This window comes from Amycolatopsis sp. cmx-11-12 (assembly GCF_046269425.1).
Classification (GTDB): Bacteria; Actinomycetota; Actinomycetes; order Mycobacteriales; family Pseudonocardiaceae; genus Amycolatopsis.
In genome coordinates, this window is the sequence record NZ_JADNQM010000046.1 from 51366 (window position 1) to 70632 (window position 19267).

The following is a 19267-nucleotide window of genomic DNA, read 5'->3' on the forward strand; positions in this document are numbered from 1 at the left end:
TCAGAATACGAAGAAGTTGCGGACGCAGAAGGACTTGTCCGGGTTGTCGTCCGAGGAGATCCCCGAGCCGCTCACCTTCTTGCCCTTGACCGTGCCCTCGATGTCACCGGTGATGAACCCGTCACCGATACCGGCGGTCGAGGTGACCTCCAGCTGCGACGGCGCCGGCGCCATGATGTCGATCGAGTCGCCCATGGTCGCCTTCATGTCCGCGCAGACCAGCGACAGCGCGCCTGCCTTGTCACCGGCACTCACCTTGGCCAGGAAGTCCTTGAGGTTCTGGACGCCTTTCGGGTTGCCTTCGGAGCCCGTGCCACCGCTTTCGGTGCTCCTCGGGCTGCTCTTGGGCGCGCTCGACTTCGGGCTGCTCTTCGGCGCGGAAGTCGGGGCCTTGCTGGACGACGACGCCGGCGGCGCGGCCGTGTTGTTGCCTTCGTCCTTGCTGAGCAGGAAGCCCGGCGCGACGAAACCGGTGACACCGAACGCGATCAGCACGACCACGCCGATCACGATCCCGATGATCAGCCCGGTCTTGCTCTTCGGCGGCGGCGCGGGCGGGCCGCCGTAACCCTGCTGGTAGCCAGGGTTGTTCGGGTCCCAGCCCTGCTGCTGCGCGTTCGGATCCCAGGCACCCTGCTGGGGCTGCTGGTACTGCTGGGTCTGATCCCAGCCCTGCTGCTGTCCGTACTGCTGAGGCTGACCGTACTGCTGGGTCTGGTCCCAGCCACCCTGCTGCGGATAGCCGCCGGGCTGCTGCCCCTGGGGATCTTGGCCATAGGGCTGGCCTGGCTGGGGTGGGTAGGTCATCGGTCTCGCCTTCCGTACTGGGGCCTGAGGCTGGAGATCAGACGGCCGACGGTCGGCGCTGGTTCCGGATCCGCCCGTGCCAGGGGTTTCAGAGGGAAGGTACCTCGCGCGTGAAAGCGGCTCCCGACGAGGCCGGGAGCCGCTTGTTCACGAAATGCGCAGCTCAGCCGTTGGCCAGTGCCTGCAAGCGGTCGTATGCGCCGTTGAAGGTGTTCTGGTCGAGCGGACTGGAGGTGTACTGCCACACGGTGTAGAAGCCCCAGCCGTACGGAAGCGCACCCACGGTCGACGCGTAGCGCGCGATCCACAGCGGGACCGTGCCACCGAAGTTCTGCGACGTGCCGACGCAGGTGCTCCACCAGCTCGTCGAGGTGTAGATGACGGGCCAGCGGCCGGTGCGTGCCTTGTACCGGTCATGGAACGCCCGGATCCATGCCCCCATGGATGCCTGGCTCAGGCCGTAGCAGGTGGCGCCGTACGGGTTGTACTCCATGTCCAGCGCGCCCGGCAGGGTCTTGCCGTCCTGGGACCAGCCGCCGCCGTTGTTGATGAAGAAGTCCGCCTGCGCCGCGCCGCTCGAGACGTTCGGCAGGGCGAAGTGATACGCGCCGCGGATGAAGCCCTGACTGTACGAACCGTTGTACTGCTGGGCGAAGTACGGGTTCTTGTAGCTCGTGCCTTCGGTGGCCTTCGTCCACACGAAGCGCTTGCCCTGGCCCCACCAGTAGGCCCAGTCGACATTCTTCTGGTAGCTGGCCACGTCCATGCCCGCGACGGTGGCGAGCACCCCGGCCTCGGGCTGCGGCTGCGCGGCCTTGGCCTTCGATTCCGGGGTGGAGGTGTCGCCTTCCACGCGCCGGATCTGCGATCCGATCGTGTGGTCGTTCTGCTGGAGATCCTGTTCGATCGACATGATCTCGGGGGACGGGGCGGCCGACGCCTGGACCGTGCTGCCGAGCAGGAGCAGCGCGGAGCCGACGGCGATGGTGATTCTTCGGGAAGTGCGCATTACGACAATCCCTTCACGGATAACCCTCGCTGAGGACGGCAACCTTGCAGGTGGTGGCCGTCCGGGCACGATTGTTGACGACGAGTGCCGGGTTTGTCACTAACTTCCGTGAAATTGGTACTACGCGTGGGTGATTTTCATTTCCAATTAGGTCAGGTTATGTGATCTTGTAACGCCCACTGGGGTGAGTGCTCAACCGACGGCCAGCGCGCGCACCCGGTCGACCGTCCCGTTGAACCAGTTCTGGTCGCCGGGCAGGCTGCCCTTGTCCGCGAACTGCCAGATGGTCTGGGTCTTCCAGCTCGCGGGCAGCTCGCCGATCTCCGTGTTGTAGCGCGCGAGCCACAACGGGTTCTGCCAGAAGGCGTTGCTGTTGCCGGTGCAGCGCTTCCACCAGCTCGTCGACGTGTAGATCGTCGGATGCCGCCCGGTCCGCCACAGATAGGCCTCGGCGAACGACGCCATCCACGCGACCATCTGCGCCGGCGTCTTGCCGTAACAGGTTTCGCCGTAAGGGTTGTACTCGACGTCGAGCGCGCCCGGCAGCGTCTTGCCGTCGCCGGACCAGCCGCCGCCGTGGTTGACGAAGTAGTGCGCCTGCGCGGCGCCGTCCGAGATGTCGGGGCGGGCGAAGTGGTACGAGCCGCGGATCAGGCCGACGCCGTAAGAGCCGTTGTACTGCTGGGGAAACCGCGGATTGACGAAGCCGGTGCCCTCGGTCGCCTTCACGTAGACGAACTTGGCGCCGGTCCTGGCGGCGCCGTGCCAGTCGACGTCGCCCTGGTGGCCGCTGACGTCGTGGCCGAGCGTCTGCGCTTCGCCGCCGTACAGCGGCCCGACGGCCTCCGCGACGCCTTCGTGCAACGCGATCTGCGAACCGGCGTAGTGCTCCTCTGCCCCGTCGTATCTGGGCCCGCTTTCACTTGCGACGGCGGGGGTCTGCGCGAGCAGCAAAACCCCCGCCGTGAGGACGGCCCCCCAGCCTTTTGAACACACTCTGCGACTCATCACGTCGCCACGATCCCCCTAGGAAAGAGAATCAGCGACTCGAACATCACCCGAAAGAGTGGCGTTCCGGCCGAATAAATTGGGCCGAGTGGGTTAACCGGGCCCTAACGACGCTCGTCCGAAAGGGCTTTGTCGAGGTGCTCCGAGGGGATGATCGCGGTGAGCCGGTCATGCGGATTGATGGTCACCGGATGCCCCGCGAGCAACGGCACCATGTCCCGGCCCAGCACCGCGCGGGCGTGCGGCCATTCGCGCGGGACCAGCGCCTTGGCCGTGTACGCGGGCACGAGCACCCGGCCGTCGGTGTTGTGGAAGCCGATCACCGTGCGCTGCACCGGGGAAAGGGCGTAGACGAACAGCGTCGAGTCGAGGATGACCCGCGGCAGGTCGGCGGCCGGGCGGTGGTTCGTGCGCACCAGCTGGAGCAGTTGCTCGAGTTCGTTGCGCGGCTCCGGGAAGCCGAGCGCCTTCGGCGAGGGACGATAGCGGTCGTTGGGGTGGAAGTCCTCGACGATCTCACCCGCGCCGTTCACCGGGTACGCGCCGACGACCGCCCAGGACGGCACCGGGCCGTCGGGATCGAAGGCCTCGTCGATGACATACAGCCAGCTGTTCGGGTTGGCCTTGGCGTTGGCGCGCATCTCTTCGGTGATCTTCGGCTTCCCCGGTTTCAGCTTGCCCGCCGGGCTCGACGCCAACCGATCCGCCTCGTCCCGCTGCGCCATCGCCATCCCCACGTTCCGGGTGCCTGAAGGTTTGTTCGCGCTCACTCTACTGTTCTCCCATGGCCTCTTCGCGTTCGGTCGACCCCGCTGAGTTACGTGCCGCGATCACGGCGATTTCCCCCTGGTTGAGCGGATCCGGGCCGGATCCGGCCCGTCCCGACCTGGCCGCGGCGGTGCGGCTGAGCCTGCGGACATTGGCCGCGGACGCGCCGGGGAAGAGTGTCGAAGTGCGGGTGCCGCCGTTCGCGGCTGTGCAGTGCGTCGAAGGATTGCGGCACACGCGCGGGACGCCGCCGAACGTCGTCGAAACGGATCCGCGCACGTGGCTTGAACTGGCGACCGGGCAGCTCGGCTGGGCCGACGCCGTCGAGTCGGGGCGGGTCACCGCCTCCGGGAGCAGGGCCGATCTGGCCCGCTGGCTGCCCTTGGTCCGCCTCTGAACCCTGGTCCGGATGTTATGAACGGACCTTTCATAACAGGATTTGTTATGAAAGGTCCGTTCATAACACGCGTGGGACGGGGACTTACTTCTTCCGGCCGATCCCGCCGGAGATCGTCCGCTGAGCCGTGTTCAGCTCCTTGATCCGCGGACCGTCCGGCCACCAGTCGGCGCACAGCTGGACGCCGGGCTCGACCATCTCGAGGTCGTGGAACAGCTCCTCGATCTCGGCCTTGGTGCGGAAGGTGCCCGAACCCATCGGGCTGTGGATGAAGAATTCCTCCATCTTGCGGGCGATCTCGGACAGCTCGTCCTGCGGGTCGGAGAAGTGCGAGATCGCCACGTACGAACCCGAAGGCAGCGCGTCGATGTACTTCTTCATGATCTTGGCCGGTTCGTCGTGCGGCCCGTTGTAGTGGTGCAGGGTCCCGAGCTGCAGCAACGCGATCGGCTGCGTGAAGTCGATGTGCCGCCGGATGTCCGGGTTCTCCATGATCCGGTCCGGCTCGAAGATGTCGTCCGAGACGAAGTGCGTGTTCTCGTTCTCTTCGAGCAGGGCACGCCCGTGCGCGAGCACGACCGGGTCGTTGTCGACGTAGACGACCTTGATCTCCGGGTTGATCCGCTGCACGACCTGGTGCGTGTTCTCGGCCGTCGGGAGGCCGGATCCGAGGTCGAGGAACTGGGTGATGCCCGTCTGGCTGGCGAGGAACCGACACGCGCGGATCAGGAAGCCGCGGTTCTCGGTCGCCAGGTCCTGCGCCTCGGGGGCGGCCTGCTGGACCTTCCGCAGCACTTCCCGGTCGATCTCGTAGTTGTCCTTGCCGAGGAGGAAGGCGTCGTACACCCGGGCGATGCTGGCCCGCGTCGGGTCGACACCCACAGGCACTCGTTCCGTCCGGGGCGGGGCGTCGGGCATCTTGAACCTCACAAAACTGTGTCGGAAGTCTCGGGCTCTACGTAGAGTAGAACCACGTACGCGACCGGTAAACCGAGCCATGCCTGTCGTGTCGAGGTCCAAACGTGTACTTTGAGTAATCGGGCTTGATCCCCAGGTGAGTAACGGCGTACGAAAGGTCCCCGGTCGATGAACGCGGTCAACCCGTCCGGCGGTGAGCAGTCCCTGGGCCCTACCGCGCGACGGATGATCCTCGGCTCACAGCTCCGGCGGATGCGCGAAGACGCGGGGATCACGCGCCAGGAAGCCGGCTACAGCATCCGCGGGTCCGAGTCGAAGATCAGCCGTCTCGAGCTCGGCCGCGTCGGCTTCAAGGAACGTGACGTCGCCGATCTGCTGACCATGTACGGGATGACCGACCCCGGCGAGCGGCAGCAGTTCCTCGACATGGTCAAGGAGTCGAACGAGCCGGGTTGGTGGCGCCGCTACGGCGACCTGATGCCGAGCTGGTTCAACGACCTCGTCGGGCTCGAAGAGGCCGCGGCCCGGATCCAGGTCTGGGAGCCGCTGTACGTCACGGGCCTGTTGCAGACCGAGGCCTACGCGCGGGCCATCATGAGCCACGGCCGCAAGGACATGGTCAACGAGCAGGTCGATCGCCGGGTCGCGCTGCGGATGCGGCGGCAGAAGATGCTGTCCCGGCCGGACGCGCCGCGGTTGTGGCTGGTGCTCGACGAGTCGGTGCTCCACCGCCCGATCGGCGACCGCGAGATCCTGAAAGGCCAGATCGACTATCTGCTGGAGATGATCCTGCAGCCGAACATCTCGGTCCAGATCCTCCCGTTCGACCGGAGCGGCTACTCCGCCGACAGCGCGTTCTCGCTGCTCAGGTTCGCGGAAGAGGAATTGCCGAACATCGCCTACACCGAATACCTGACCGGCGCGCACTACATCGACAAGCGCGACGAGATCGAGCGGTACAGCCGGGCGCTGGACATGCTCGCGGTCGACGCGGAGACGCCGGACCGCAGCCGTCAGATGCTCCTGAAGCGTCGCGCGGAAATCTGAGCCACTCACCGTTGTGGTGTTCTCCGCCGTCCCGGTGACGGCCGGGGTTTTCTTGCGTGCGCGCCAAAACCCGCTCACGACCAGTAGCTATTCAGCCTTTGGGAGAGCCGGTCCTCACACGTTAGTGGGACGGCTGGGGGCTTAAGTCCTCACGACGTGCGAATTCTGCAAAAACTTCTGCACGTGCATTTACCGTTGCAGTCACACGTGCTAACTTTGGGATCACAGGCAAATGCACATGCAGATGCATCGCCCGAAGTTTTGAGTCGGGGAAGGTGGGGACCATGGCTGAACAATTCGACAACGGCATCCCGGCCGATCGTCTTACCGGGGCGCACTGGCGCAAAGCGAGCTACAGCAACGCGATCGGCAACTGTGTTGAGGTGGCTCCGCTCGTGTCCGGCGAGATCGCGATGCGCAACTCGCGCTTCCCGACCGGTCCCGCCCTGATCTACACCCAGGCCGAGATGGCCGCGTTCCTCGCGGGTGCCAAGGACGGCGAATTCGATGATGTTCTCGGGTGACACCATCACCGCGGAAATCACCGACATCGAAAGCGGCTTGCAGGAGCTGATCCACCGCGGATACCAGTTCGTGCACCCGTGCGACGCGAACGGCGAGGTCACAGCCGTGGTCGGCGTGCGAGTCCATGACAACGTGGTCGACGTGGTCCGGCTCAACGCCGAGGACGACGTCGTGGCGACCCGCATGCCCGGTACCGAGGAGGACATCCTCGAGCCCGAGGTGTGGCTGTGGCAGACCGCCGGCGACGCGGCGACAGTGCTGACGGCACTGCTCGCGCTCCCGGACGAACGAACGCCCGGCACACTGTTCCTTCCGGAGACCGCGTCCAAGGGCTGCTGGGTCCCTGGCCGCGGCGGCACCTCCAAGTGGCTGGCCGCCGGCTGATCGCCTCCTAAGCACAGTCGACCGCCTCTGTCGAGGGGGAGCGGTCGGCTGGTCGGGGGTCGTGAGTGATGGGTCTTGACACCCGCCCATCACTCACGGTCATTGCTTGATGCGTGTCCAGGACCACGTCGCGCGACGCGTTGATCTCAGGCTCACCGTTTACACTGGTGGTGGCCTACCCTCTTCTCCTTGGGAGCACCTCGGTGGTTTCCGACCCGTCCCTCGCCGGACAGCCCGTGACCGACCAGCCCGATCCGGAACCCCGCGAGGAATGCGGCGTCTTCGGTGTCTGGGCGCCCGGAGAAGAGGTCGCGAAGCTGACCTACTACGGGCTCTACGCACTTCAGCACCGCGGCCAGGAAGCGGCCGGCATCTCGGTCTCCGACGGTTCGCAGATCGTCGTCTTCAAGGATCTCGGCCTGGTCAGTCAGGTGTTCGACGAACAGGTCCTGCAGTCGCTGCAGGGACATATCGCCGTCGGGCACTGCCGCTACTCGACCACCGGCGCGACCATCTGGGAGAACGCGCAGCCGATCTTCCGCACCACCGCGACCGGCAGCGGATTGTCCTTCGCGCACAACGGGAACCTCGTCAACACCGCCGAGCTCCGCGATCGCACGGTCGAGGCCGGGCTCAAGCCGCACTCGGGTCTGACCGGTTCGTCCAGCGACTCCGACCTGGTGTGCGGGCTGCTCGCGGCCAACGCCGCCGACAAGGGCATCGAGGCCGCCGCGCTGGAACTGCTGCCCACCCTCAAGGGCGCGTTCTGCCTGGTCTTCGCCGACGAGTCCACCTTGTACGCGGCCCGCGACCCGCACGGTGTGCACCCGCTGGTGCTCGGCAGGCTCGAACGCGGCTGGGTGGTCGCCAGCGAGACGGCCGCACTGGACATCTGCGGCGCGTCGTTCGTCCGCGAGGTCGAGCCCGGTGAACTCATCGCGATCAACGCCGAGGGCCTGCGCTCCTCGCGGTTCGCGAACCCCGAGCCCAAGGGCTGCGTCTTCGAGTACGTGTACCTCGCGCGTCCCGACACCTCGATCGCCGGCCGCAGCGTGCACGCCACCCGCGTCGAGATCGGCCGCAAGCTGGCAGGCGAGCATCCGGCCGACGCCGACCTGGTCATGCCGGTGCCCGAATCCGGCACCCCGGCCGCCATCGGGTACGCGCAGGGCTCCGGCATTCCCTACGGCACCGGCCTGGTGAAGAACGCCTACGTCGGCCGCACCTTCATCCAGCCGTCGCAGACCATCCGCCAGCTGGGCATCCGGCTGAAGCTGAACCCGCTGCGCGACGTCATCCGCGGCAAACGGCTCGTCGTGGTCGACGACTCCATCGTCCGCGGCAACACCCAGCGCGCGCTGGTCCGCATGCTGCGGGAAGCCGGCGCGCTCGAGGTGCACGTCCGGATCGCCTCACCGCCCGTCCGCTGGCCGTGTTTCTACGGGATCGACTTCGCTTCCCGCGCCGAACTGGTGGCCAACGGTGTCGACCTCGACGGCATCCGCCGCTCCATCGGCGCGGACACGTTGGGCTACATCTCCCTGGACGGGCTGGTCGCGGCTTCGGAGCAGCCAAAGTCGCGGCTGTGCACCGCGTGCTTCTCCGGCGAGTACCCGATCGCGCTGCCCGAGGACGCGCTGATCGGGAAGCACCTGCTGGAGAGCCTGGACTCGGTCAATGGCGCGGCGAAGCCCGTCAGCCCTGCCGGGTACGGTGCTGAAGACGCCATCCGGCGTCCCTAGTCTTCCTTCCAGAGTTGGAGTCCGCTTCCGTGAGCGAGTCCACGAGCGCCACGTACGCCGCCGCCGGGGTCAGCATCGACGCCGGTGACAAAGCCGTTGAGCTGCTCAAACCGCACGCCGAGAGGGCCACCAGGCCCGAGGTGATGGGCGGGGTCGGCGGTTTCGCCGGGCTGTTCTCCCTGAAGCTGGACAAGTGGAAAGAGCCGGTGCTGGCCTCGTCGACCGACGGGGTCGGCACCAAGATCGCCGTCGCGCAGGCACTCGACAAGCACGACACCGTCGGCATCGACCTGGTCGCGATGGTCGTCGACGACCTGGTCGTCACCGGTGCCGAGCCGCTGTTCATGCAGGACTACATCGCCGTCGGCAAGGTCGTGCCGGAGAAGATCGCGGCACTGGTCGGCGGTATCGCCGAGGGGTGTGTCCAGGCGGGCTGCGCGCTGCTCGGCGGCGAGACCGCGGAGCACCCCGGCCTGATGGGCGAGCACGACTACGACCTCTCGGGTACCGGTATCGGCGTCGTCGAAGCGTCGAAGGTGCTCGGCCCGGAGCGGGTCCGCCCCGGTGACGTCGTCCTCGCGCTCGGCTCGTCCGGCCTGCACTCCAACGGTTATTCGCTCGCCCGGCGCGTGCTGCTGGAGATCGCGCGCATGCCGCTCGACGGGCACGTCGAGGAGTTCGGCCGCTCGCTGGGCGAGGAGATGCTGGAGCCGACCAGGATCTACGCGAAGGACTGCCTCGCGCTGGTGGCCGAAGCCGACGTCCGCACGTTCGCGCACGTCACCGGTGGTGGGCTGGAGCAGAACCTCGCCCGCGTCATGCCGCGCGGCCTGGTCGCGAAGCTCGAACGCGGCACCTGGACCCCCGCGCCGGTGTTCGCCCTGATCGGGCACCGCGGCAAGGTCGAGCGCGCCGAACTGGAGAAGACGTTCAACATGGGCGTCGGCATGGTCGCGATCGTCGGCCCCGACGACGTCGACCGCGCCCTCGCGATGCTGACCGCGCGGCACGTGCCGGCGTGGATCCTCGGCGACGTGCAGCCCGCGGAAGATCCGGACGGCCCGCGCGCGGTGCTTTCCGGCGACCACCCGCGCTTCTAGTGTCCTGAGTCCGAAGTCCGTGTCGTAAGTACGCGGGCAAGCACGGTGATCCCGTTCGCCGAACTCACGTGCTCAGAAACGTGACTCACGTGCTTGTAGCCGTAACTCGCGTGTGCGGTCTCCAAGCACGCGAGATCCGCCTCTGAGCACGTGAAATACGGCTCTGATCACGTGAGTGCGGGGTGTGATCCAGGTTCCCGCTGGACGCACGAACCTCCGGCGCAGGACACTAGTTAACGGCTGGCCACGGATGGAACACTGGGTCCGTGGCTGATGACGTGGTGATCGGCACCCGGTTCGTGATCCCGGGTGCCGAATTGAGCGAACGGTTCTCCCGGTCGTCGGGTCCGGGTGGGCAGGGCGTGAACACCACGGACTCGCGGGTCGAACTCTCCTTCGACGTCGCCGGTTCGGCTTCGATCCCGGAACACCTCCGGGCTCGGATGCTGGACCGGCTTTCGCCGCGCCTTGTCGACGGCGTCGTCACGATCACCGCGTCCGAACATCGCTCCCAGCTGATGAACCGGGAAGCCGCGCGGGCGCGGCTGGTCATGCTGCTGGTGGACGCGTCGGCGCCCCCGGCCGCCAAACGGCGTCCCACCAAACCCTCACGAGGTTCGAAGGAACGCCGCCTGGCCTCGAAGAAGCGCCGCGGCGAGGTCAAACGAACTCGCCGCGGCGGCTACTCAGATGAGTGACAAGTGCATGCACTCGGCCGCGGTTTTGAAGCCGACTCGGCCGTAGACGCGCTCCGCCTGTCCGGCACCCGGCGTCAGGAACACCGAATGCCCACCCCGTGAATGGGCCTCGCGGGTCAGGTACTCCGTCATCGCCGCCGCGATCCCGCGGCCCCGGTACCCCTCGATCACCCCGATGCCCGCGACCTCGGTCGCGCCATCCAGGATCGCGGTCGCGACACCGCCGCCGACGACCTCGCCGGTTTCGGCGACGGCCATCACCGACAGGGTTTCGCCGCTCAGCTGATCCGGTGACGGCTCGAGGTGCTGATCGGGATCGGTCTCCCCGAAGGCGACGTTCTGCGCCCGGATCATCTTCCGGAGTTCGTCGGACGTCTTCGGTGTGACCAGGCTGATCCCGGCCGGTTTCGGCTGCTCGACGAGCTGCTCCGGAGTGCAGATCATCAGCGGGACCCGCCGCTCCAGCGTGTACCCGCCCTCGACGAGCACGGCCTCGGCGGCCGGAACCGCTTCCGTCAGGAACTCTAGGCGCGGCACGAGTCCGCGCTTGCGGAACGCCTCGGTGAGCCGGGCGACGTCATCCGAAGTGGGGACGGCGCCGTCGTCGGGGATCGCGTAGTTGAGAAAAGGGCTGTCGGCCTCGAGGTAGTACGTGGCCAGGAACGGCCCGATCCGCTCGGTTTCGCGGAACTTCGCCGCGGTGACGCGGATATAGGACTGTAGAGCACTGATCGTCTCGGAAAGCACTGGTTGTCATGCCTTTCGGGCAGGAAGAAGGGACGCACGGGAGGACCCGCGTGCGTGGTGGAGCTGGCGTATGCGCCGGCTAGCTCGTGCCGACGCCGCTGAAGGCGTCAGGCATGAGGCATCCCTCTTTCCAGACAAGGTCGAGCTTTCGCGATCACCTTCGCACGGCGGTCAAGCGGTTTACCGGCGTTGTGGATGCGCGATGCCCGAGTGGTGCTCGTTCCACACCGACCGCGGGACGACCCGCAGCCGCACGGGGGCGTCGCACACCCGCCGGACCTGCATCGGGATCTTCACCGGTGGCCGGACGTCCAAGCGGTGCCACAGGCGCTTGCTCAGCGCGGCGCCGGCCACGGCGCCCAGCGTGTTCAGCAGGATGTCGTCGGCGGAGGTCACCCTCCCCGCTTGTATCAGATATTGCGTACCCTCCACCAGCACCGAGACGGCCAGCGCACCCAGTGCGATCCGGCCGAGCGAACGCAGGCGGCGGGACCGCAACGGGAGCAGCGCGCCGAGCGGGCTCAGCATGAGGACGTTCCCCAGTACCTGCCAGAGATTTGCGCCGTCGCTCAGCGCGAGGCGCAGGTCGGTGCCAGGCTCGAGGTTCAGCCTGCTGCCCTGCCCGCCGGTCACCGGCATCGTGACCAGGCACAACACCAGGAAGCAGGTCAGCACAAGCGTCATGTCCACGGCGGCGGTCGCCGAGGCGGAGAAACGGTCGGCTTGTCTTCGCCGTCGATGCGCCGCGAGCAGCGGCCAACCGAGTAGTGCGTAGGGAATCGCGGTGATCGTCAACGGGATCATCGCGCCGAAAGCGCGGAGCAGCTCTCCCATGGCCCTTCCTTTCCGGAGCGCCCAAGATCACCTTCGCATCACAAGATCAACTCGGCATGGCGGAGTGACCGCACTAAAAGGTGATCTTTCCGGTAGCGGAAAAGGCTTTCCCGTGCTTGGCTCGGCAGGGCGACCGTCCACAATGGAGCCTGTGGACAAACCTGTGGATGGTTGCGAAGTCGCAGGAAGAAGGCGTTATCGCACAAGGGAAAGCCTTGTGAGTGACCTGTGTACTACTTGCCGTGTCCGGCGAGCTCCCGTGCGCGTTCGATCAGCTTCTGCAGGTGCAGTCCGCGACGCACGTCACACGGGTGTGAGGTCGTTCCGCTCGCGGCCATCGCGGCGAAATCGTCGAGAAGCGCGGTGTACGACTCACCGGCGGAACCCGGTTTTCGCCCTAACGTGCGATAGCCGTGCTCGCCGTAAACGGCCACTTCGACGACCGTCGGCTGGATCGGCAGTCGCAGCGACAGGGTCGCCGTACTGGTCGCGCCACCCGCGTGGGCGAACAGGCACTGCCACAGATCGTCATCGCTCCGGTGCGCGGCGAGCACGTCGGTGATCTCACCGAGCGCCGCGTCCAGCAGATCGAAAGCGTGCGGACCGATGTCGGCGAGCGCGCCGGAGTCGTGTCGCCACGCCGAATCCTGGTACTGCCCGCCGAGCAGTGCGCCCGAAAGCCAGCGGGCGCTGCCGCCGCGCCAGCCACCCGCTTCCTTGATCCCGTCGAGCCAGTCCCGGGTCATCGGCGAGTACCGCAGGATCAGGACCACGAGACTGACCACACCGGCGGCGTCGACCGCGTCCGCGAGCCGTCGCGCGCCGTCGAGATCCGCGGCGATCGGCTTCTCCAGGATGACGTGCTTTCCCGCCTCCGCCGCCTTGACCGCCAGCTCCGCCTGCACGGCGGGCGGCACGGCGAACGCGACCGCGTCCACCTGGTCGAGCAGCTCTTCGAAGCTGCCGACAGCCTCGGCGCCATGCGCCTCGGCCAGCTCCGCGGCGGCTTCGGGACGCCTGGCCCAGACCGCGCTCAACGTCGTACCCGGGTGATCGGCGAGGCCCGGCGCGTGCACCGTCTTCGCCCACGGACCGGCACCGACCAGACCCGCACGCAGCTGTCCTTGTCCCACGGCCCCGAGTCTAGGTGTGCCGCCGCGCAAGCTATACGCACCATCGAGTTGCGTTTATTGCTTTTGTTGCGAATAATTCGTTGAGAGCCGATACTGGGATCACGCTGAACACGGGAGCAGTCATGACTGCGCTGACCATTGACCAGATCGTTCCAGGACGTCACGACATCGACGTGGCACTCGAGGCGCTTCCGCACGTCGAGGCCTATCTGGCCAGACCTCATGAGCGGGACACCGTGCGTGTTGTCGTCGATGGACACGACGAGTCCTTGGTCCTACCCCGTGGAGTCGTCGATCTGATGGCCCGAGTGCTGGCCTTGGTCGCGGCCGGTGAGAGCGTGTCCATCGTCCCGTCCCACGCCGAATTGACCACTCAGCAGGCGGCCGACCTGCTCAATGTCTCCCGGCCCTTCCTCATCAGGCTGCTCGAAGCGGGACTGATCGAGTACCGCACGGTCGGTAGGCACCGTCGCGTGAAGGCGGGCTCTCTGCACGACTACCTCCGGCGAGACGATCAACGACGTCGCGAGGCAGCGGACGAACTTTCCGCGCTGAACCAGGAGATGGGGCTGACCTAGCAAGTGGCCTTCGTCGTCCTTCTCGACGCGAACGTGCTGTACCCCAACGCTCTGCGCGATCTCCTGATTCGGATCGCGCAGAGCGGGCTCGTTCAGGCCAAGTGGACGGACGAAATTCTCGACGAGGTCTTCCGTAACCTCAAGGAGAATCGCCCCGACCTCGACCCCGGCAAGCTCGACCGGACGAGAGAACTGATGAATCGCTCGGTCCGTGATTGTCTGGTCACCGGCTACGAGGCTCTCCTTCCAGCGGTCGACCTGCCGGATCCGGACGACCGCCACGTGCTCGCCGCGGCTGTCAAGGCACAGGCTCAGGTCATCGTGACCGAGAACCTGCGGGACTTTCCCGTGCGTGCCCTCGGGCGCTGGAACATTCAAGCCCAAAGCGCGGACGATTTCGTGCTCGACCGGATCGCCGCTCACCGGCGCATAGTCGTCGAGACGGTGCTCCGGATCGCGGATTCCCGGCGCGCTCCGCCGACAGGTTTCGCCGACGTCCTCGACGCACTCGAGCGCACCGGGCTCAGCAAGTCCGTCGCGGAGCTGCGTTCATAGCGTCCGGGCAACCCGGTCGTAGATGTTCAGGAGTTCGCCCAGCTTGGCCGAGGTCGGGACGTGCGCGGTGTCGAGGTCGAAGACCCGGAACCGGTTGCGCGGGGTGCGCTCGTCGGCCTCCCGGATCATCCGGTCCTGCAACGCGAGCGGGATGATGTTATCCCGCAGGTGCCGGACGTACACGCGCGGGATGCGCCCCCAAGTGCGCAGGTCGCCGCGGGAATCGACGTCGCCCTTCCCGGGGAGCTCGTCCGGCATCATCGAATTCAGGAACGTGTGGAACTCGGCGTCGGTGCTGTCGCTCATGAAGGCCTCTTTCGCCTTCGCCAGGCGCACCGGGTCGGCGATTCGCCAGTTCGAGCGGAACGCCCCGACCACCGCCGGGTCGGCCGCCATGAACTCCAGCAACGCCATGACCTGCGTCGTCTTACCCTCGTCGGTCTGCAGGTAGTGACCAGGAGTGGGCAGCGTGCCGCAGCAGAACGCGGTGTCGTAGACCAGCAGATCGATCAGCCGCGGCACCTGGTTCGCGACCAGGCTGATCGCCGCGCCGCCGATGCTGGCGCCGACCAGCACGACCGGCCCTAGCGCGGCCGCCCGGCGGACGGTTTCCACGGTCGCGGCGATGTGGTCGGCCACGGTCACCCCCGCCAGCGGCGACGGCTCGGTCGCGAACGCCGCGAGGTCCTGCGGAGCCTGGTACGAAAGCCTGAACTGGGCGTCTGTCGGCCGCTGACCAGGCAGGTCGACGCCGACGCAGCGGTACCCGCGCAGCACGAGTTCGTTCGGGACACCAGAGACGCCGTTCGCGCCCGCTGCGAACACGAACGTCGGCACGCCGCGGCGTTCACCCGCGGCCGCCGAACTCGCGGTGGCGATTCCGGTGAGGCCGGTCAACCCGGCGACAGTGATTGCCTTGCGACGCGTGTGCTTGGTCATGCCGTCCATGCAACCGGGGACACCGGTCGCATGGACAGCCGAAGAAGTGGTCGCCCGCCGATACGAAAGTTGCGGATCAGGAGTAGCTGTAGAACCCGCGGCCGGTCTTCTTGCCGAGCAGGCCGGCGTCGACCATGCGCAGCAGCAGCGGCGGCGAGGAGTACAGCGGCTCCTTGAACTCGGCGTACATCGAGTCCGCGATCGCCTTGATGGTGTCCAGGCCGATCAGGTCCGACAGTCGCAGCGGGCCCATCGGATGCGCGGTGCCCAGCTCCATGCCGCGGTCGATGTCCTCCGCCGACGCGAAGCCCGACTCGATCATCCGGATCGCCGAAAGCAGATACGGCACGAGCAGCGAGTTCACGATGAACCCGGCGCGGTCCTGCGACCGGATCACCGTCTTGTGCAACGCAGTCGTCGCGTGCTCCTCCGCGCGGCGGGCGGTGTCGTCGCTGGTCAGCAGCGAAGGCACCAGCTCGACCAGCGGCAGCACCGGGACCGGGTTGAAGAAGTGGATGCCGACCACCTGCTGCGGGCGGTTGGTCGCCATCCCGAGTTTCATGATCGGGATGGACGAGGTGTTGGACGCGAACACCGCGTCCTCACGTTCGACGATCTTGTCCAGCGACCGGAACACCTCGACCTTGGCCTGCTCCTGTTCCAGGATGGCCTCGATGACGAGGTCGCGGTCGGCGAACTCGCCGATCTCGGTGGTGAAGCGGAGCCGTCCGAGTGCCGCGTCGGCGTCTTCCTGGGAGAGCTTCCCGCTCTTGACGCCGCGTTGCAGCGACTTCTCGATCCGCGCTCGCCCGGAGTCCAGCGCGGGCTGGTTCACCTCGGTGATGATCACGTCGAGTCCGGCACGTGCGTGCACCTCGGCGATGCCGGAGCCCATGAGCCCGGCTCCGATGACACCGACCCGCGTTACGTCGGACATGGCACCTCTTCCCTATTTTGGGCAGCACGCGACACGCGAGGGTGGTACCCGGGGCAAAACCCCGAGCCACCCTCGCGTGTCGCGCGTCGCTCAGCGGCGGTATTCGTCGTACCCGTCGTACGGGTCGTCGTCTTCCCGCTTGTCGTCCTCGTGCCCGTAATCCGAAGAACTACTGGACAGCTCGCGCTGCAAAGCATCGAAGTCGGTTTCGTGCGAGCTGTACTTGAGCTCGCGCGCCACCTTCGTCTGCTTGGCCTTAGCCCGGCCGCGCCCCATGGCTCGACCCCCTCGCACAGGGGCGGGGCGGCCGGGGGAATCGGCGGCCCCGCATCGTCTCGACAATTATTTCCTGCTGACACCGTACCGTGTCCGGGGGGTTGGATGCGACGTGGCACGGTGTGCCGGTGGCGACAGTGTTCTCCGGACGCCGGTTACCGGCCGGTCGGTGGCGATAGTCGCAGGTCGGCGTGTCACGATGCTCGTGTGCCCCGTCCGTTCGCGGCCTATCTCCGCGTCTATGAGCCCCTGCTCGCGCTGGGCGATCCACCGGACGAACGCCTGCTGGAGGCCATCGAAGCGGCCCGGCTCGATCGTTCGGCCGCGGGCGAACGCGAGCAGGCACTGTGGCTCAAGTCACAGCACGTCGGACGGCTGCTGCCCGCCGAGCTCGCGGACGGCCGGGCTGCGCCCAGCCTCATCACCGATGTCCTCGTCCTCGACCTCGAAGACGTGCCGGAGGGTGAGCACGGTGACGCCGGTCCGGGGCCGCTGCTCTGCCCGATGGAGATCCGCGCGCGTTCGGCTGCGGCGCTGGTGACCTTCCTTGGCGACGCCCATCCGGCGCTGAAGAACGCGGTGCTCGACTCGGGCGGCGCCTCTCTCGACATGATCCGCGCGCGGGCGAAGTCCGCCATCGGTGACTTGACCGCTTCGGCGTCGCACACCCTCTCGACGACGTGGACCGTCCCGCTCCCGTGGTTCGTACTGTTCGATCCCGGGATGCGCCGGGTCAAACTGGGCAAAGGCCGCGACGACCCCGAGCGTGAGGTGTCGTGGCGGGTCTCCATCACCGATGCGCGGCATCGCGCCCGCGAGGTCGGCGACCTGCTCGAAGCGACCTTCGGTGATTCAGCGCCCGGCCGGGTTCTGCTCGAGACGCGACGCTGGCTCGACAGCTTCCACCCCGGCTCCGCGGTCGAACTCGACTACGGCGGTCTCGTGCAACTCTTCGCCGACTCGATCCTCCAGGCCGACACGACCGCCGAAGAGGTGCACGACATCCTCGACGCGCTCCGCACCGGCAACGTCGACGAACTGGCCGAACTGTTCGCCGACCTGCGGGACTTCTGGGGCGACCTGGCCGCGCGGGAACGCGCGAACTAGCCGAAGAGGCCGGCGGCGACGCGCAGTTCGCCGACCGGTTTCCCGCCGCCGAGAACCTCGTTGCGTGTGAGGTCCTCGGCTTCGACGCCCGGGTCGATGCCGAGGTGGCGCAGGGTCGCGAGCAGCAGTGGGAGCCGTGCCCGCGCGGCGCCGTCGTCGATCTTCAGCGCCAGCGCGGTGCCGTCGGGGAGGGCGAACGCGTGCACTCCCTCGGCGCCGCCCTTCGAGAGCAGACCCTCGACGCTCTTCATCAGCACGGTGTCCTCACGGCCGGTGCCCGCGACCTGCCACGGATGCGCGCGGACGGCGTCCGCGACCCGGCGTTCCGGCCCGCCCATCGCGGTGACCAGCCTGCCGAAGGACCGGGCGAGGCCGGTGAGGGAGAACGCGAACAGCGGGGCGCCGCAGCCGTCGACGCCGACCGTTTCGATCGTTTCGCAGGTGAGATCGGCGACGGTGGCCTGGATGATCTTCTGCAGCGGATGGGGCGCGGCCGCGTAGTCCTCGGTCGGCCAGCCGAGCTGGGCGCAGGTCGTGAGCATCGCGGCGTGCTTGCCGGAGCAGTTCATGGCGGCGCGGCGTTTCCCCGCCGCGGCCACGGCGAGCATGCTCGGCTCGTGCAGGGGGAACGCGGGCGGGCAGGCCAATGCGTCCTCGGTCAGCCCCGCGCGGGAAAGCATCGACAAAGCGCCCTCGACGTGGCCGGGCTCGCCGTTGTGCGATCCGCAGCCCAGCGCGAGATCCTCGTCGCCGATGGTGAGGCCGGCGCGCAACATCCCGACGGCCTGGAGTGGTTTGTTGGACGAGCGCGGGTAGACCGGCCGCTCGATGTCACCCGCGGAGAACCGCACCGAGCCGTCCGGGGCGGTGATCACCAGCGCGCCCCGGTGCGTGCTCTCCACGAAACCGGACCGGACGACCTCGACCAAGACGGGATTCGTCACTCGGAGCCGCCACGTTCGGTGTCGAGCAGATCGTCGACCGACGCCGTGCCCTTGCGGTAGCGGGTCGCGATCTCGGCGTTGATCGTGTCCATCACGCCCTGGACCTCGCGGCGATACGAGGAGACGGACACCTCTTCGTCGGCGTACCTGTTGAGGGCGTTGATCAGCTTCTCGTCCGAGAGCGTGCTGACGTCGGAAAGGTCCGTGTCGCCGATGAGCGCTTCGGCGAACCGCCGATGCTCGCCCGCCCGGGACGGCTCCAGCCGCTGATGCCTGCCCGAACCCGTCGCCGGGCCGATCGCGTTGTCCGCCAGTATCGCGGCCAGCCGCTCGACCACACTGCTCTCGCCACCCGAACTCCGGCGCTCCTGCTCGGCCCGGACGATGTCGATCCGCGCGTGCAGCAACCGCCGCAGGTACGACAGGTCGGTCTCCTCCTGCGCCGCCTCGTCACGGCGCTCGCGCAGCACGGAAAGGGTCAGCTCGCCGAGGTCGCTGAGATACCCAGGGCCGAGCACGCGGTCGATACGACGGCGACCACCGGGCCGGACTTCGATCACCGGGCTAGCTTAACGCGCGCCGGACGAAATGTTCCGCGGGGCGCGATACCACAAGGATCTTCGCCCCTCCCTACTACCTCCCTTGCTCTTTCGGTCACCTCCAGAGCGCCCCCCACCCGTCCCGGGGCAATGCCACTTACTTAGCATTTCCGCAGGTAGGCGAGGGTGCTGGAGGCTGTTCCAGTCCACTTCGGGCACGGATTGTGATGACTGGTGGCGTGTCGTAGCGGGTGCTGGCTGGGCCGGTTTTCTTC

Annotated in this window: 23 protein-coding genes; 10 read left to right on the forward strand and 13 right to left on the reverse strand. The window is 67.3% G+C overall.

Features of this window, described 5'->3' with window-relative positions; genetic code table 11:
- The 4 genes from ACLARN_RS38915 to ACLARN_RS38930 form a co-directional block, all read right to left on the reverse strand.
- A complete protein-coding gene (locus tag ACLARN_RS38915; RefSeq protein ID WP_409496489.1) occupies positions 1–807 on the reverse strand; it encodes a Twin-arginine translocation protein TatA in 807 nt (268 codons plus the stop codon).
- A 163-nt stretch (positions 808–970) separates the two neighbouring features.
- A complete protein-coding gene (locus tag ACLARN_RS38920; protein ID WP_409496490.1) occupies positions 971–1816 on the reverse strand; it encodes a lysozyme in 846 nt (281 codons plus the stop codon).
- 192 nt (positions 1817–2008) lie between these two features.
- Positions 2009–2824 carry a lysozyme gene (locus tag ACLARN_RS38925; protein ID WP_409496508.1) on the reverse strand — a complete coding sequence of 272 codons (816 nt, stop codon included), beginning with the start codon at positions 2822–2824 and terminating at the stop codon, positions 2009–2011.
- Positions 2825–2928: 104 nt separating this feature from the next.
- On the reverse strand, positions 2929–3555 hold the full coding sequence (locus ACLARN_RS38930) for a type VII secretion system-associated protein (protein ID WP_409496509.1): 627 nt from the start codon (positions 3553–3555) through the stop codon (positions 2929–2931).
- A gap of 53 nt (positions 3556–3608) precedes the next feature.
- Between ACLARN_RS38930 and ACLARN_RS38935 the strand changes: the two genes are divergently transcribed.
- Positions 3609–3989, forward strand: a complete 381-nt coding sequence (locus tag ACLARN_RS38935) for a sterol carrier family protein (RefSeq protein WP_409496491.1) — start codon at positions 3609–3611, stop codon at positions 3987–3989.
- 84 nt (positions 3990–4073) lie between these two features.
- On the opposite strand, the gene ACLARN_RS38940 is transcribed toward ACLARN_RS38935, so the two are convergent.
- Positions 4074–4871: an SAM-dependent methyltransferase gene (locus ACLARN_RS38940; RefSeq protein WP_409496510.1), complete on the reverse strand. Its 798-nt coding sequence runs from the start codon at positions 4869–4871 to the stop codon at positions 4074–4076.
- A gap of 204 nt (positions 4872–5075) precedes the next feature.
- Between ACLARN_RS38940 and ACLARN_RS38945 the strand changes: the two genes are divergently transcribed.
- The 6 genes from ACLARN_RS38945 to arfB all read left to right on the forward strand — a co-directional run bounded on the left by ACLARN_RS38945 (position 5076) and on the right by arfB (position 10403).
- Complete coding sequence (locus tag ACLARN_RS38945; protein WP_409496492.1) at positions 5076–5954, forward strand: helix-turn-helix domain-containing protein; 879 nt, start codon at positions 5076–5078, stop codon at positions 5952–5954.
- Between the two features lie 284 nt (positions 5955–6238).
- On the forward strand, positions 6239–6478 hold the full coding sequence (locus ACLARN_RS38950) for a DUF397 domain-containing protein (RefSeq protein WP_409496493.1): 240 nt from the start codon (positions 6239–6241) through the stop codon (positions 6476–6478).
- On the forward strand, positions 6462–6863 hold the full coding sequence (locus ACLARN_RS38955; protein ID WP_409496494.1) for a hypothetical protein: 402 nt from the start codon (positions 6462–6464) through the stop codon (positions 6861–6863). The genes ACLARN_RS38950 and ACLARN_RS38955 overlap by 17 nt, the downstream gene beginning before the upstream one ends.
- 203 nt (positions 6864–7066) lie before the next feature.
- Entirely contained in the window at positions 7067–8605 is a 1539-nt protein-coding gene (purF, locus tag ACLARN_RS38960; RefSeq protein WP_409496495.1) for an amidophosphoribosyltransferase, read from the forward strand.
- Between the two features lie 29 nt (positions 8606–8634).
- Complete coding sequence (gene purM, locus ACLARN_RS38965; protein WP_101613593.1) at positions 8635–9705, forward strand: phosphoribosylformylglycinamidine cyclo-ligase; 1071 nt, start codon at positions 8635–8637, stop codon at positions 9703–9705.
- A gap of 266 nt (positions 9706–9971) precedes the next feature.
- Complete coding sequence (gene arfB, locus ACLARN_RS38970) at positions 9972–10403, forward strand: alternative ribosome rescue aminoacyl-tRNA hydrolase ArfB (protein WP_409496496.1); 432 nt, start codon at positions 9972–9974, stop codon at positions 10401–10403.
- Here arfB and ACLARN_RS38975 read toward each other — a convergent pair.
- From ACLARN_RS38975 to ACLARN_RS38985, 3 genes are all read right to left on the reverse strand, one after another.
- Complete coding sequence (locus ACLARN_RS38975; RefSeq protein WP_409496497.1) at positions 10392–11150, reverse strand: GNAT family N-acetyltransferase; 759 nt, start codon at positions 11148–11150, stop codon at positions 10392–10394. The two genes, arfB and ACLARN_RS38975, sit on opposite strands and share 12 nt — an antisense overlap.
- A 180-nt stretch (positions 11151–11330) precedes the next feature.
- Positions 11331–11984, reverse strand: a complete 654-nt coding sequence (locus ACLARN_RS38980; protein WP_409496498.1) for a VanZ family protein — start codon at positions 11982–11984, stop codon at positions 11331–11333.
- 233 nt (positions 11985–12217) lie between these two features.
- The gene (locus tag ACLARN_RS38985) at positions 12218–13117 is read right to left on the reverse strand and encodes a Gfo/Idh/MocA family protein (RefSeq protein WP_409496499.1); all 900 of its coding nucleotides are present in this window, start codon (positions 13115–13117) and stop codon (positions 12218–12220) included.
- Between the two features lie 122 nt (positions 13118–13239).
- Here ACLARN_RS38985 and ACLARN_RS38990 point away from each other — a divergent pair, with 122 nt between their 5' ends.
- Both ACLARN_RS38990 and ACLARN_RS38995 read left to right on the forward strand, forming a co-directional pair.
- A complete protein-coding gene (locus ACLARN_RS38990) occupies positions 13240–13695 on the forward strand; it encodes a helix-turn-helix domain-containing protein (protein WP_409496500.1) in 456 nt (151 codons plus the stop codon).
- A 3-nt stretch (positions 13696–13698) separates the two neighbouring features.
- On the forward strand, positions 13699–14250 hold the full coding sequence (locus ACLARN_RS38995) for a PIN domain-containing protein (protein ID WP_409496501.1): 552 nt from the start codon (positions 13699–13701) through the stop codon (positions 14248–14250).
- On the opposite strand, the gene ACLARN_RS39000 is transcribed toward ACLARN_RS38995, so the two are convergent.
- The 3 genes from ACLARN_RS39000 to ACLARN_RS39010 all read right to left on the reverse strand — a co-directional run bounded on the left by ACLARN_RS39000 (position 14245) and on the right by ACLARN_RS39010 (position 16402).
- Positions 14245–15189, reverse strand: coding sequence for an alpha/beta fold hydrolase (locus ACLARN_RS39000; protein WP_409496502.1), 945 nt, complete (start codon positions 15187–15189; stop codon positions 14245–14247). The genes ACLARN_RS38995 and ACLARN_RS39000 overlap by 6 nt on opposite strands.
- A 76-nt stretch (positions 15190–15265) precedes the next feature.
- Entirely contained in the window at positions 15266–16126 is an 861-nt protein-coding gene (locus ACLARN_RS39005; protein ID WP_409496503.1) for a 3-hydroxybutyryl-CoA dehydrogenase, read from the reverse strand.
- Between the two features lie 90 nt (positions 16127–16216).
- The gene (locus ACLARN_RS39010; protein ID WP_076156206.1) at positions 16217–16402 is read right to left on the reverse strand and encodes a DUF3073 domain-containing protein; all 186 of its coding nucleotides are present in this window, start codon (positions 16400–16402) and stop codon (positions 16217–16219) included.
- Positions 16403–16609: 207 nt separating this feature from the next.
- On the opposite strand from ACLARN_RS39010, the gene ACLARN_RS39015 reads away from it, so the two are divergent.
- Positions 16610–17509 carry a hypothetical protein gene (locus ACLARN_RS39015; protein ID WP_409496504.1) on the forward strand — a complete coding sequence of 300 codons (900 nt, stop codon included), beginning with the start codon at positions 16610–16612 and terminating at the stop codon, positions 17507–17509.
- On the opposite strand, the gene ACLARN_RS39020 is transcribed toward ACLARN_RS39015, so the two are convergent.
- On the reverse strand, positions 17506–18453 hold the full coding sequence (locus ACLARN_RS39020; protein WP_409496505.1) for an asparaginase: 948 nt from the start codon (positions 18451–18453) through the stop codon (positions 17506–17508). The two genes, ACLARN_RS39015 and ACLARN_RS39020, sit on opposite strands and share 4 nt — an antisense overlap.
- Complete coding sequence (locus ACLARN_RS39025; protein WP_409496506.1) at positions 18450–19013, reverse strand: aerial mycelium formation protein; 564 nt, start codon at positions 19011–19013, stop codon at positions 18450–18452. The genes ACLARN_RS39020 and ACLARN_RS39025 overlap by 4 nt, the downstream gene beginning before the upstream one ends.
- Positions 19014–19267: the final 254 nt, after the last annotated feature.

Excerpts from the sequence above, each read along its gene's own strand:
- ACLARN_RS38915 (WP_409496489.1), bottom strand. The coding sequence starts at position 807 with ATGACCTACCCACCCCAGCCAGGCCAGCCCTATGGCCAAGATCCCCAG.
- ACLARN_RS38920 (WP_409496490.1), bottom strand. The coding sequence starts at position 1,816 with ATGCGCACTTCCCGAAGAATCACCATCGCCGTCGGCTCCGCGCTGCTC.
- ACLARN_RS38925 (WP_409496508.1), bottom strand. The coding sequence starts at position 2,824 with ATGAGTCGCAGAGTGTGTTCAAAAGGCTGGGGGGCCGTCCTCACGGCG.
- ACLARN_RS38930 (WP_409496509.1), bottom strand. The coding sequence starts at position 3,555 with ATGGCGATGGCGCAGCGGGACGAGGCGGATCGGTTGGCGTCGAGCCCG.
- ACLARN_RS38935 (WP_409496491.1), top strand. The coding sequence starts at position 3,609 with ATGGCCTCTTCGCGTTCGGTCGACCCCGCTGAGTTACGTGCCGCGATC.
- ACLARN_RS38945 (WP_409496492.1), top strand. The coding sequence starts at position 5,076 with ATGAACGCGGTCAACCCGTCCGGCGGTGAGCAGTCCCTGGGCCCTACC.
- ACLARN_RS38950 (WP_409496493.1), top strand. The coding sequence starts at position 6,239 with ATGGCTGAACAATTCGACAACGGCATCCCGGCCGATCGTCTTACCGGG.
- ACLARN_RS38955 (WP_409496494.1), top strand. The coding sequence starts at position 6,462 with ATGATGTTCTCGGGTGACACCATCACCGCGGAAATCACCGACATCGAA.
- ACLARN_RS38980 (WP_409496498.1), bottom strand. The coding sequence starts at position 11,984 with ATGGGAGAGCTGCTCCGCGCTTTCGGCGCGATGATCCCGTTGACGATC.
- ACLARN_RS38990 (WP_409496500.1), top strand. The coding sequence starts at position 13,240 with ATGACTGCGCTGACCATTGACCAGATCGTTCCAGGACGTCACGACATC.
- ACLARN_RS39000 (WP_409496502.1), bottom strand. The coding sequence starts at position 15,189 with ATGACCAAGCACACGCGTCGCAAGGCAATCACTGTCGCCGGGTTGACC.
- ACLARN_RS39005 (WP_409496503.1), bottom strand. The coding sequence starts at position 16,126 with ATGTCCGACGTAACGCGGGTCGGTGTCATCGGAGCCGGGCTCATGGGC.
- ACLARN_RS39010 (WP_076156206.1), bottom strand. The coding sequence starts at position 16,402 with ATGGGGCGCGGCCGGGCTAAGGCCAAGCAGACGAAGGTGGCGCGCGAG.